Here is a 12,247-nt window from a genome sequence, read left to right on the forward strand (position 1 = left end):
ATTAGTTAGCTATTCCGGTCCTAACTTTAAGTCTAACAGGTAGTCGATCAACGCTTGCTGCTCTTCCTCCGTAAAGCCCGCTTCCTCATCCACCCAATACTCATGCCCGGTTCCATCTACATGTACATCCCTTAACCGGGGATCGGATTTATTGGTTTCGATGATTTTCTCTCTTAAGTTACGGTCAACAAGCCCCTTTAAACTATTCCCAGGATCTGGTTTTATACCGGCATTCCACGTTCCTGGAATACCGATATCCTTTGACAGATCAGGTCCAACAGCAACTCCACCATCATGAAGGTAGGGAGGGGTCCATTGAAGCCCAATTAACCCTTTCACTTTATAAGCTCCATCGTTTCCATCAGCTAACGTTCGTTTAATCTCTTCTTTAGATAAATGATCGGTAGGAACCTTGAGTTTCTTCGCACTAGAAGGTATTGGTACAGGCGTATCAGGTGAATACGTCCAAGATTCGGTTCTAATCTTTTGGATATCGCGAAACGCCTTTGCTCGTGATGGCTCGGTTTTAGCCTCTTCAGCAGGAATTAGCTGATGGTTTGTATAACCGGCTCCTGCATGACAACTTGCACAATTTGCTTGATTAAAAATTTGCCTTCCTTCTTCGATAGAGGAGGAGTGATCCTTGGCTTTTGTGTTAGTAGGTGGACGTAAAATGTTTTGAAAAGCTGACATCGCATTAATTTGTTCACCAACTCTAAAACCCTCCGAGCTTACGAGTGTACCGTTAGGGGAGAAAAGAGACAATTTCGGAAAACTTGGTGGTTTGATCATTTCATTTACTCCCGGAACCTCGGGTGTATCATCTAATTTTGTGAAAAATTCAGATGGTTTCTCTCCACTCTCAGGATCGTAGCGATAGTTTTTATTTGCTGCATTTTGCAGGATCATGCCAATATACACTTCTTTGTCAATATCAAATAATTCATTGCTTTGTTCAAATTGAGCAAGCAAATCAGAATTTTGAGCATGTACATTATTATTCAAAGAGCTTAATCCCCGAAAAGGTCCAACCGATGCAAAGCCATTCCAACCATATGGGTGATCTGCGAGTGTAAAAGAATCAGGAATTTGTGTCGGGTTGCTTTCCAAATCCATCGTTGAATCAAAATTTCCAGGTGGCCAATTTGCCAATGTTTCATCTACGTGCGCTTCAACTTCTGCTGGATCAGGAAGGGAATGCTCTCCACCTTTACTTGCAGTGACTTTCCGTTTTTGATCATTAACATAAACTTCAATCCGCTCAAGGTCAGTATTGGTAAAATACGCTGTCGAGTTCGGAGCCATTGCTAACATCATTCCCGCATTAAAGTCTGCATTCGGTGCTCCTTCAACGACTTTCCCGGTGTCCCGGTCAACTGTTGCATGACAAGAAGCACAACTTGCTCCTACACGTACTTTACCCCGAGAGTATTCAATCGGCATGCCCATTGGAACGAATGCACCTTTAGGTACATCTAGGCCTGTTGAGATCTCTTCTCCTTTTTGATAGGTTCGGTCGCCGATTGTAATGTCTTTTGCCAGTTTAACTTTTAAATCATCCGTCCCTCTCCCCATGAGTTTTAACGTCGCTTTAGTAATACTCGGAATCGTAATTCCACCATCTACAATCCCTAAAATATCAGTCATGTATTCTTCGTTATTAAAGGTTTCTTTGTAAAATTGATCCCTTCCAAAATCGAGAAACTCGTCATCCACCTTAACAGCCCCATTAGAAGCAGAAAGGTCTTTTTGAGAAAATGAAGGATGACCTGCTTGTTCAAACGAAATTTGATCGCCCCATAGATCATAGCCGCGAAAATTACCATATGTATCATTTAAAATATCATTTTCATCAGGCATATAGGCATATTCGAATTCTATTGTGAATGCGAGAACAGCCCCAATCAAAATCACAACAAGAAAAGCAATCCACCAACGCTTTCTCCTCATTTTAATTTCCTCCTTTGACTTACTCTAATGTTTACTATTTGAAAAAAAAAGAATTTCATGCTTTCATAAATATGGTAATCGATTATTTTTGAATAAATAGTTGAGGGAAAAAGCAGGATAAATGCAACAAAGACTTGCTGATTATTTTTAAAAAGTATTCATGTTATTGACAAATGTCATATAAACAGGGTATGATTATCTCGAATTCGAGATTTTAATAAAAGGAATGGTCGTCATGAGTTCACGTGAAAAAAAGAGTTCAGAAGGAGATCTCTCGTTAAAGCTATTTATTGTTATGTCCCGTGCATTTCAATCAATTAAAAAACGTATTGAAGAAGATATTAACCGGTATGGCCTTAACCCAACAGAGTTTGCCGTCCTTGAATTGTTATATAGTAAAGGAGATCAACCGATACAGAAAATTGGTGATAAGGTGTTGATCGCAAGCAGCAGTATCACTTATGTAGTGGATAAACTAGAAAAGAAAAGCTTATTAATAAGAAAACCTTGTCCAAAAGATCGCCGTATTACCTATGCTACAATTACGACAGAAGGAAAAGAGAAGATGGACGAAATATTTCCTCAACATAAAGAAGTGATTGAGAAAATATTTGGCGGGCTTAATTATCATGAAAAAGAAGTCATGATTAATGAGTTAAAGAAACTAGGAATATATGCAAAAAAACAATAAATTTTTTTAATTAAATACCTCGAATTAATAATATTTGAATTCGTTGTATACTGTTTGGTAATATTTAAATTAAAGTAAAAAGGTATTCACTTTTTTAAATGGAGGAGAACTAAACAATGGTTAATAATGAAATAGGAGCATTTATTTTACGGCTTACTCTAGGTGCAATTTTTTTAGCTCATGGAGCTTCAAAATTTCAAGGTGGAATAGAAAATACAGCTGCTTGGTTTGACAGCATCGGCATACCAGGATTTATGGCTTACGTAGTTGCTTCAGTAGAAGTAGTAGGAGGTCTTGCCTTAATTATTGGGATCGGGACACGCATCGCTTCTATGATATTTGCAGTTTTAATGATTGGAGCAATCTTTACTGTACAATTGCCAAATGGATTTTTAGATGGCTATGCATTTGATCTAGCTTTACTTTCAATATCTGCCTACCTCTTATTAAATGGGAGTAAATTGTATTCTGTTGGGCACCTTATTTTTAAAAGCCAAGAAAATAATAACAATTACACTAAATTAGGTTAAATATCTCGATGCAAAGAAATATGAAATTGAAGATTATGTTATTAGGGAGGTGGTTTTACTTTAGGAATAAATAGAGCAGGTGGTGCAAGGAATGGGATTATTAAAAAATTTATTTGGAAATTCATCAAAAAAGGAGACAAAAGAAATGTCAAATATTAATTTAGCAGTTATTTACTATAGTTCTACAGGAACAAACTACAGATTAGCAAAATGGGCAGAAGAAGGCGGGAAAGCAGCTGGAGCAGAAGTTAAAGTGTTAAAAGTTCCTGAGTTAGCTCCACAAGGTGCGATCGACTCAAACCCTGCTTGGAAAGCACATATTGAAGAAACAAAGGATGTACCAGAAGTTTCATTAGATGATCTTGAGTGGGCAGATGCCATTATCTTTAGTGTTCCAACACGTTTTGGGAATGTACCTGCACAAATGAAGCAATTCCTCGACACAACAGGTGGTCTTTGGTTTAACGGCAAGCTCGCAAATAAAGCAGTGAGCGCTATGTCATCTGCAAACAACCCGCACGGCGGACAGGAAGCAACGGTTCTCTCACTCTACACTACAATGCATCATTGGGGTGCGATTATCGCTTCACCTGGTTATACAGATCCGGTACAATTCCAATCCGGCGGTAACCCATACGGCGTAAGTGTAACCGTAGATCAAGACGGTAATATGCAAGAAAATGTAGAAGAAGCTGCAAAGTACCAAGCCAAACGCACAGTACAAGTAGCAAGCTGGATAAAACAAGGGAATCAGTAATTAACGGCGATTCCTGACTCGTTACGGTAATGGGTTATATAAGAAACAGCGTTAGCTTCCGCCGCATGTTTTAAAGTCTCAAGGATGCTTTTCCCTTAAGACGAGCGGCGTGAAGGTAGCGCTCTATCCTTTCTTCCAAAAAAAGAGCTAATCTGATTAGCTCTTTTTTGTGGTGCAAGACCACGGCCGCGATGATGTGGTACTATAGTGAATTTTGACTATATTTTCAGTGGCTTGAAGTAGATTCTGATTTTGCGTTATACTTTTCAGCAAGAGGTGTCTTAATTATGAAATCAATACACTTAAATGAAATCATTGATGAATTAGAAATGCTCATGGAAGAATATAAAACATATTTTAACAAGAAAACGTATAAAATAACGTCTATTTCTACTACGCATTTAAGAAAAGCTGAAGATGTTGAAGAAGGAGAGCTTGATACTTTCCCTGATTGGATTAAACATGAATTGGTCGAGGCAATAGCTATCCTTGAAGATGAAGAAGATGGGCAGTACGTGGAACTGCCATCAAAATTTCAAGTAAATGAATATGAAATCATGAAAGAATTTAGTTTTTCACAAGACGCCCCTATTCAATCTCATTTATTGAGGACCATCGATGGGAGAGGGGCATTTAGGAGATTCAAAGATGAAATCATCAGTCTTAATATAGAACAAGAATGGTATTCCTATCGTAGACAACAATTAAGAAAAATCGCGGTAAATTGGTGTGAAAGAAATAGCATAAAGTACATGGACGATAAATAGATTTAGGAATGATAATAAATGAACCGACAACAGCTATCGAAAAAAGTCAAAAATGCAATCCATTATTATTGTCATAAGCAAGGATTCGTAAGTCCCATTAATGTTTTTACATATTTAGATAAGTTAACGAAAAAAGATTATGAGAATTGGCGGTTTAAGAAGGTTCGTTATTTGGAAAGAGTGATAAGTGGGAATTTAAATCAATTCAGCTTCATTATGAAAGAGTTTCGTTCATACTGTATAAAGCTTGAATTAAATCCTTCAATAACAATGTATAATTCCTGGGGAAAAGGAAAGAAACAACGACTTCAATTTAGTAAATCCGGTAACTCAAATGTCGAGAAACATTATGCGATACAATACATCGTTAAGAAAAATAAAAAGGAAGGATTAAACGATAATCCTCCAGTTTTCAGAGGGGGCCCCAAAAGGTTGGTTTTTGACCTTTTGGGGGCAACTACGAAGTAATGAGCGTAAATGTGTATCTTTTTAACATCTCGGTAAGCATTTATGAGTAGCGGGAGAGCAGCTTACGAAGCCATTACTAATTTAGTGAAAGCCATGGTCGTTGTTTGATACAGTATGAGGTCCTCGGTACGATCATGAATAAGTAAAGGCTCACGTTTTAAGTAGTTTTCCACTTCAAATAAAATCTATAATCTCTTTGTTTCTCCAAAATCCATAACAATGACCTCGGGATCTTTCCGTTTACTCATCAGCTTCTTTAACTCTTCATCCTGTCCAATCATGTTTTCTACCACGGGAAAATTCTCCAGTAAATTCTCCATCATATCAGGATCAGCTGCATCCTCAACTTTAGGGAACGTATGACATGGAACAACCCTTTTAACATCCAATAAGTGACTTAACGCATAGGCAGCTTCTTTGGGTCCCATTACAAATTGACCGGCACACGACAAAATGGCAATCGAAGGATGATAGATATCTTGAATAATTTTCATATCTGCCATCACATTCGTGTCCCCCGAAATGTACACCGTTTCTCCATTGGCAGGATTCAAAACATACCCACAAGGTAATCCGACAAACTGTGGCTTACCGTGAGTTTCACCAAAGGTCGAAGTGTGGACGGCATTGACCATCGTTACTTCAAAGTCTTCAGTACGATAAGTTCCACCAAAGTTTAAAGGAAATACATGGTATCCATCCCCCATTAACTTCAAAGCAAACTCATATTGAGCGACGACTAACACCTCTGGATTACGCTTTTTCAGCTCTGCTAAACCTGATGCGTGATCAAAATGTCCATGTGTTACTAAAACAACATCGATTGTCTCTAAGTAATCTTTTTTCAAAAAGTCTTTAGGACATGCAGGGTTTTGATCCAAAAATGGATCAACCATGATTCTTGTTCCCGTATTCAACTCAACAACAAAACACGAATGTCCTAACCTTGTTAGCTTCAATTTTTGGCCTCCCTTAAAGGATTATTTAAATAATGAGTTTTTAAATATCAAACGGTTATTAATGTATTGAATTATTTCTCTGAATATTACAAAATAAAAAATAACTAACTGGATTTTTTAATTAAAATCCAAAAAGGTCGGTTTTTTTAGAAAAAGAAATAATAAGTTTTTCAAAAGAGAAGGAGGGCAAAGGGAATGTTAAGTACTTTAGAACGGAAAGTTGGCACGATTTTTATACCAGTCAAAAATGTTGAAGATGCGAGAGATTGGTACTGTAACTTGTTAGGAGTAACTACTGATGGGGAAATTCAATTCGGACACATTTATGTTATACCACTTGAGAACGGAATAGACCTTGTACTTGATAGTAAAATTTTTGATAAACGTTACACAGGAACGGCACCGTTGTTTCATTTTAATACGAAAAATATTCAACAAACTTATGAGGAATTTAAGGAGAATGGAATTGAACTTATAACAGAAGTTGAACACGATCACTGGTTTAACTTTAAAGATCCGGATGAAAATGTTCTAATGGTTTGTCAGTGCTAGGCAGACTAATTACATGGTAACTTGGTTGGGATGTAGCATGACAGTCCGTGTCATAATGTTAAAAGAAAAGGAAGAAGGTTGAATATGAAAATCATCAACAAAGGCGAAATGAAATTGGTGGGGATTAGAGTAGTATGTGAAGGAAGTGACTACCAGATAGAAATTCCAAAAGCTGTTGAGCAATTAAAAAGACGGAAAGGTGAAATACCTTACCTAATTGACAGAAGCAAGCTCGTAGGCGCCTTTGTCGTTGAGGAAAATAGTAATAAGGAAGATGACGGTTACTGGGCTTGTCTCCAGGTGTCGGAATTTGATCAAGTACCAAAAGGAATGACAAGGCTCACGATACCCGCTCAAAGCTATGCTTATGCAAAACACAGTGGACCTGTGAAAGTCATATTTAACACATATGAGAAGTTACTGAGTGAAATAGAAGCGAGTGAATATACAAGACACCTGAATGCTTGGCATTTAGAAGTTTACCCCCATTGGACACTCGAAACAGGAGAAAACATGACAATTGAGTTGTACGATACGGTTAGATGAACAGTGCTTTAATACAGCTTGAACCTCGCTTGACGATGCCAGTCATGCCTACAAGATTTTTAATGATCATGAGTACGATTGTATTAAGGTTGTATTAAAACCGTAGAGAAAGGAATAAACATTTTATAAATGTAACAAGGTGAGCTCATGAGATAGCGCGCCTTGTTACAATTTAGTTGATGAATCCCCATATGTGGTCAAGGCAGCAGCTTATTTTTAATGATTATTTATTGAGAGAAACCTTTCAACCAAAAAGTGTTTTTTATTAAATTCTGTAAATTCTATTGACACGTTCTTTATTAAGAACTAAAATGGATGTAATATTAACGATGTCATTAGTTATATCTAGTACTAAAATCTCGTATTTAAACGGTCCAATCCTTTTTTTTGGTCGTGAAGTTCTTTATTAAGAACGAAACAATGACTCATTTTACTTAATAAAAACAAGAAGGTGATAGGTATGGAAACAAAAAAGAGTAAAGAAATCGAGGTTAAAAAGATTTTTGATACTCTTAAAAAGCGGTTGTGGGTCATCCTTTTAATTACATTCATATCCACAACAGCTGGCGCGATTCATTCTTATTACTTTCAGCCAACGCCTATTTACGAATCATCAGCAAGAATCATTATTCGAGAAGATTCCGGTTTTATGAACACGCTTAAAGTGTTTATAAAAGAGCCTCCAGTAATGGAAGCTGTCATTGAAGAACTTCAATTGAACCGTTCTCCAGAAGCATTAAGCACACAAATCCAAGTTCAGGACGTCGAAGGCTCCCAGATCGTAAGAATCATTGTCCATGATACAAACCCGGAAACCGCAGTACAAATCGCGAATACCACGGCAAGTATATATAAAGCAGTTGTTGCAGACACCTTGAATTTTACTGAGGTTGACTCTTTATCAGAAGCTGTTGCAAGTGATAACGAACAACCAATAAATCCTACAAGTAATCGCTCAATAAAAATCACATTCATTATGGGAATAATAGTTGGCATTGGTTATGTTTTTCTCTTGGACAGTTTAGACAACAGACTAAGGTCGCAACGTGAAATCGAAAAACTACTTCAAGTCCCGGTTTTAGGGAGTGTGTCAAAAATAAACAAAAAAACGATCGTTAAGAATAAAAATAAAAAAGAGAGTCCATCATTCAGGGGTGAAACGATTGGTTAACTTATTGAAAAGTAGAAAAGTACCTGCATTCTTTAATAATCCTAGTTCTATAATCGCCAATGAATATGAAAAAATTAGAATAAACCTAGAGTTTTCTTCTTTTGAAACGAAAAGTCGAGTATTAATTATCACCTCTCCCGGATTTGGTGAGGGGAAATCTACAACAGTAGCAAATCTAGCTGTTTCATTAGCACAGGAAGGAAAAAATGTGTTATTAATAGATACCGATGTAAAGGACCCTACGATCCATAAAATGTTTAAAATGAAAAACGCTATCGGTTTAACCAACTTTTTATCGGGGCAAAAAAAAATGGAGGAAATAGTAAATCGAACTGAAATTGCAAGACTGAAATTAATAACTAGTGGTCCAGTACCACATGATTCGGAAAAAATATTCAAGTCCAGGCTAATGGAAACCTTAATTACTGAAGGCTTAAAGCAATATGATTACGTCCTATTCGATTCTCCACCAGTGCTGGAGGGAGACGAAGCTAAAGTCGTTGCTAGTCGATGCGAAGGGGTCATTCTCGTTATTCGTAATGGTAAAACGGAAGACACATTAGCACTAGAAGCAAAAAAATCATTAGAAACATCCAATGCAAAATTGCTTGGTGTCATTTTGAATGGTAAACCCCGTGGATTCTTTAAAAAGAACAAATGAAATCAAATATAATAACGTTTTATTTTTTTAGCTAAGTTGTTCTTTATTTCGAACGAATCGAAAATCCAAATGTTTGGTGATGTCTCCTTGCCAATATCTATGGGGGCACTCGATCATGCTGTGGGTTAATAGCCTTAGATGCTCGTCATCAAAAGTGTGGTGTGAGGGTGGGTTAAATGCCCAATTTATTTAATTTTTTTAATGGTTCGGTAATGGTTACCGGCTCATTAAAAACATTAAATGTTAAGCACCTACTTTTAAAAAAGGTGAAAAGGGAGGTTCGATTATGGCTTATCAAAAGAGGCTATCTCTCCTCGTTCTCATTGATTCATTTTTTATACTAACGACGATATTGATAAGCAGCATATTATTAAAATATTCATTAATTTTCTTTGCTCCAATTCTAATTTTAACCGCAATGACATTACTGATCAGCCACCATTTCTTGTCATTATTTTATAAACTCTATAAAAAAGCATGGGAATACGCCAGTATTGGGGAATTATTGATTATTTTAAAAACCGTAACATTTTCAATTGCAATTGTCGCTTTGTTACAACAAGTCGCCTTCCAGGAAATCCATTTACGCCTTCTTACGATCATTTGGTTACTTCAGATGGGGATGATAGGAGGATCGCGATTTAGTTGGAGAGTTATTCGCGATACATACTTAATAAAGAATGAAAACAAAACCCGGACATTAATCATTGGAGCAGGTTCTGCCGGAACTATGGTAGCCAGACAACTATTAAATAATAGGGAAACAGAACTATTACCAGTAGCTTTTGTTGATGACAATGTAAATAAACATAATCTTGACGTTCTAGGCATCCCCGTCATAGGCGGAATAGATCAGCTTGAGAATACAGTACGAAATTTTAACATCGAAAATATCGTCATCGCTATTCCTTCTTTGCGAAAAAAAGAACTAAATATCATTTTCAAAGAATGCGCGAAAACAAAAGTAAAAACGAGAATATTACCTATGATTGAGGACCTAGTAACCGGGAAGATATCCGTAAATCAATTTCGCGAAGTAAAAGTTGAGGATTTATTAGGCAGAGACCCAGTGGAATTGGATACAAATGGGATAGCAAAGTATATTTCAAATCACGTAGTCTTAGTAACTGGAGCCGGTGGATCCATTGGATCAGAGATTTGCCGTCAAATTTCTAACTTTAAACCCGATAAATTGGTGCTACTAGGTCATGGAGAAAATAGCATTTATTCAATCGAGATGGAACTAAAAGTTGCATACAAAGATACAAACATAGCATTCGTCACAGAAATTGCAGATATCCAGGATTCAAAAAAAATGCTTTCGATTATGAAGAAACATCGTCCTCATGTCGTTTATCATGCGGCAGCTCATAAACATGTACCACTAATGGAGCGAAATCCGGAAGAAGCAGTAAAAAACAATATGATTGGAACGATGAATGTGGCAAAAGCTGCAAGCAAACACGAGGTAAAAACGTTTGTCATGATTTCTTCTGATAAAGCGGTGAATCCAACAAGTGTAATGGGAGCAACAAAAAGGTTAGCCGAAATGATCATTTATGACATGGATCGAAAAAGTAACACAAAGTTCATTACCGTTCGTTTCGGAAATGTCTTAGGCAGTCGCGGTAGTGTTATTCCCTTATTTAAAAAACAAATACAAAGAGGCGGTCCCGTTACAGTCACTCATCCAGAAATGGTCCGTTACTTTATGACCATCCCAGAAGCATCGAGGTTAGTTATTCAAGCCGGAAGTTTAGCTAGGGGAGGAGAAACATTTGTACTGGATATGGGAGACCCAGTAAAAATTGTTGACCTTGCCAAAAACTTAATTAAGCTCTCAGGCTACGCTGTTGAAGAAATAGGCATTGAATATTCAGGTATGAGACCAGGAGAAAAACTATTTGAAGAGTTATTAAATAAACAAGAAATTCAAGAGCCACAAATTTACCCGAAAATATATATAGGGAAATCAGCAGAAATCTTCATAGATGAGATAGAAGAAATAATGTCTACTTATACACTCTACGAACTAGAAAACTTAAGAAATCAAATTCTAAATTTAGCAAATCGTAAAATAACAAAAAAAGATCGTTTAGAAGAAAAAGTAATGGTATCACTACAAGGTTAATTACTATAAAAATGAGCTTTGTGGAGATGCTTTACGCATCGTTATTGTTTTTGTGAAATAATAGTATTTATACAATATATATCCACTCTCTAAGGTGTATCTCTTATTAGGGATTTATGAAAACTAGAGAATGCGGGAGTATTCGGAAGGAAATTAAATTTTATTGAGGGAGTGATCATATGAATGTAAGAAAAGCTATCATTCCAGCAGCAGGACTTGGAACGCGCTTTCTTCCAGCAACAAAAGCGATGCCTAAGGAAATGCTGCCAATTGTAGATAAGCCAACAATTCAATATATTGTAGAGGAAGCAGTAGAATCAGGGATAGAGGATATTATCATCGTCACAGGCAGGGGGAAAAGGGCCATTGAAGATCACTTTGATCACTCGTTTGAACTTGAACAAAATTTACTGAAGAAAGGAAAAATGGAACTATTAGACGAAGTCCAAAAATCTTCGAAACTTGTTGATATACATTACATAAGACAAAAAGAGCCAAAAGGCCTTGGTCATGCCATATGGTGTGCCCGTAAATTTATAGGTGATGAACCATTTGCCGTTTTATTAGGTGATGATATTGTTCGTGCTCAAAAACCTTGCTTGAAACAACTAATCGAACAGTATAATCACTACAGAGCATCAATCCTAGGTGTGCAAACCGTTGAGGATGATGAGGTTTCCAGATATGGGATCGTCGATGGAAAGAAAATCGGAAGTCGGTTTTATGGTGTTAATCATTTGATTGAGAAACCAAAGAAAGAAGATGCCCCATCCAACCTAGCAATTTTAGGTCGCTATATTCTTAGCCCAAAGATTTTTGACCTGTTAGGTAGCCAGGAGCCCGGGTCTGGTGGTGAAATTCAATTAACCGATGCAATTGCTCGCCTAAAACACATAGAAGCTGTTTATGCTTATAATTTTGAAGGTGTTCGCTATGATGTAGGTGAAAAAATGGGGTTTATACAAACAACCATCGAAATGGCGCTTGAGCGGGAGGATTTAAAAAATAGTTTACTAGATTACCTTTCTAGAGTAGTGGAAAAAGAATTCATTAAATAGGCTGGG

The 12,247-nt window shown here is 36.9% G+C and carries 13 protein-coding genes; 11 read left to right on the top strand and 2 right to left on the bottom strand.

Going from position 1 to position 12,247, the window contains the following annotated elements; genetic code table 11:
* Window positions 1-9: 9 nt before the first annotated feature.
* Window positions 10-1,950 (bottom strand): c-type cytochrome, encoded by a 1,941-nt coding sequence (locus CDZ94_RS03010; protein ID WP_096435053.1) that lies wholly within the window; start codon window positions 1,948-1,950, stop codon window positions 10-12.
* Between the two features lie 235 nt (window positions 1,951-2,185).
* Here CDZ94_RS03010 and CDZ94_RS03015 point away from each other — a divergent pair, with 235 nt between their 5' ends.
* From CDZ94_RS03015 to CDZ94_RS03035, 5 genes are all read left to right on the top strand, one after another.
* Window positions 2,186-2,641 (top strand): MarR family winged helix-turn-helix transcriptional regulator, encoded by a 456-nt coding sequence (locus CDZ94_RS03015; protein WP_096435054.1) that lies wholly within the window; start codon window positions 2,186-2,188, stop codon window positions 2,639-2,641.
* Between the two features lie 116 nt (window positions 2,642-2,757).
* Entirely contained in the window at window positions 2,758-3,171 is a 414-nt protein-coding gene (locus tag CDZ94_RS03020) for a DoxX family protein (protein WP_096435055.1), read from the top strand.
* Window positions 3,172-3,262: 91 nt separating this feature from the next.
* Entirely contained in the window at window positions 3,263-3,928 is a 666-nt protein-coding gene (gene wrbA, locus CDZ94_RS03025; RefSeq protein ID WP_096435056.1) for an NAD(P)H:quinone oxidoreductase, read from the top strand.
* Window positions 3,929-4,215: 287 nt separating this feature from the next.
* Window positions 4,216-4,695 carry a UPF0158 family protein gene (locus tag CDZ94_RS03030; protein ID WP_096435057.1) on the top strand — a complete coding sequence of 160 codons (480 nt, stop codon included), beginning with the start codon at window positions 4,216-4,218 and terminating at the stop codon, window positions 4,693-4,695.
* Window positions 4,696-4,713: 18 nt separating this feature from the next.
* Window positions 4,714-5,163, top strand: a complete 450-nt coding sequence (locus CDZ94_RS03035; protein ID WP_096435058.1) for a hypothetical protein — start codon at window positions 4,714-4,716, stop codon at window positions 5,161-5,163.
* A 185-nt stretch (window positions 5,164-5,348) separates the two neighbouring features.
* On the opposite strand, the gene CDZ94_RS03040 is transcribed toward CDZ94_RS03035, so the two are convergent.
* Window positions 5,349-6,122 carry a metal-dependent hydrolase gene (locus CDZ94_RS03040; protein WP_096435059.1) on the bottom strand — a complete coding sequence of 258 codons (774 nt, stop codon included), beginning with the start codon at window positions 6,120-6,122 and terminating at the stop codon, window positions 5,349-5,351.
* Window positions 6,123-6,317: 195 nt separating this feature from the next.
* On the opposite strand from CDZ94_RS03040, the gene CDZ94_RS03045 reads away from it, so the two are divergent.
* From CDZ94_RS03045 to galU, 6 genes are all read left to right on the top strand, one after another.
* The gene (locus CDZ94_RS03045; RefSeq protein ID WP_096435060.1) at window positions 6,318-6,674 is read left to right on the top strand and encodes a VOC family protein; all 357 of its coding nucleotides are present in this window, start codon (window positions 6,318-6,320) and stop codon (window positions 6,672-6,674) included.
* A gap of 84 nt (window positions 6,675-6,758) precedes the next feature.
* Window positions 6,759-7,220, top strand: coding sequence for a GyrI-like domain-containing protein (locus CDZ94_RS03050; RefSeq protein WP_096435061.1), 462 nt, complete (start codon window positions 6,759-6,761; stop codon window positions 7,218-7,220).
* Window positions 7,221-7,680: 460 nt separating this feature from the next.
* Window positions 7,681-8,391 carry a YveK family protein gene (locus tag CDZ94_RS03055; protein WP_096435062.1) on the top strand — a complete coding sequence of 237 codons (711 nt, stop codon included), beginning with the start codon at window positions 7,681-7,683 and terminating at the stop codon, window positions 8,389-8,391.
* Window positions 8,384-9,052, top strand: coding sequence for a CpsD/CapB family tyrosine-protein kinase (locus CDZ94_RS03060; RefSeq protein WP_157811979.1), 669 nt, complete (start codon window positions 8,384-8,386; stop codon window positions 9,050-9,052). The genes CDZ94_RS03055 and CDZ94_RS03060 overlap by 8 nt, the downstream gene beginning before the upstream one ends.
* A 286-nt stretch (window positions 9,053-9,338) precedes the next feature.
* Window positions 9,339-11,183, top strand: coding sequence for a nucleoside-diphosphate sugar epimerase/dehydratase (locus tag CDZ94_RS03065; RefSeq protein WP_096435064.1), 1,845 nt, complete (start codon window positions 9,339-9,341; stop codon window positions 11,181-11,183).
* 179 nt (window positions 11,184-11,362) lie between these two features.
* A complete protein-coding gene (gene galU, locus CDZ94_RS03070) occupies window positions 11,363-12,241 on the top strand; it encodes a UTP--glucose-1-phosphate uridylyltransferase GalU (RefSeq protein WP_096435065.1) in 879 nt (292 codons plus the stop codon).
* Window positions 12,242-12,247: the final 6 nt, after the last annotated feature.

Source organism: Alteribacter populi (assembly GCF_002352765.1).
In the GTDB taxonomy this organism is placed as follows: domain Bacteria; phylum Bacillota; class Bacilli; order Bacillales; family Salisediminibacteriaceae; genus Alteribacter; species Alteribacter populi.

Coding starts and splice junctions, on each gene's coding strand:
- CDZ94_RS03010 (WP_096435053.1), bottom strand. CDS start 1,950: ATGAGGAGAAAGCGTTGGTGGATTGCTTTTCTTGTTGTGATTTTGATT.
- CDZ94_RS03055 (WP_096435062.1), top strand. CDS start 7,681: ATGGAAACAAAAAAGAGTAAAGAAATCGAGGTTAAAAAGATTTTTGAT.
- CDZ94_RS03030 (WP_096435057.1), top strand. CDS start 4,216: ATGAAATCAATACACTTAAATGAAATCATTGATGAATTAGAAATGCTC.
- galU (WP_096435065.1), top strand. CDS start 11,363: ATGAATGTAAGAAAAGCTATCATTCCAGCAGCAGGACTTGGAACGCGC.
- CDZ94_RS03015 (WP_096435054.1), top strand. CDS start 2,186: ATGAGTTCACGTGAAAAAAAGAGTTCAGAAGGAGATCTCTCGTTAAAG.
- CDZ94_RS03050 (WP_096435061.1), top strand. CDS start 6,759: ATGAAAATCATCAACAAAGGCGAAATGAAATTGGTGGGGATTAGAGTA.
- CDZ94_RS03045 (WP_096435060.1), top strand. CDS start 6,318: ATGTTAAGTACTTTAGAACGGAAAGTTGGCACGATTTTTATACCAGTC.
- wrbA (WP_096435056.1), top strand. CDS start 3,263: ATGGGATTATTAAAAAATTTATTTGGAAATTCATCAAAAAAGGAGACA.
- CDZ94_RS03035 (WP_096435058.1), top strand. CDS start 4,714: ATGAACCGACAACAGCTATCGAAAAAAGTCAAAAATGCAATCCATTAT.
- CDZ94_RS03020 (WP_096435055.1), top strand. CDS start 2,758: ATGGTTAATAATGAAATAGGAGCATTTATTTTACGGCTTACTCTAGGT.
- CDZ94_RS03065 (WP_096435064.1), top strand. CDS start 9,339: ATGGCTTATCAAAAGAGGCTATCTCTCCTCGTTCTCATTGATTCATTT.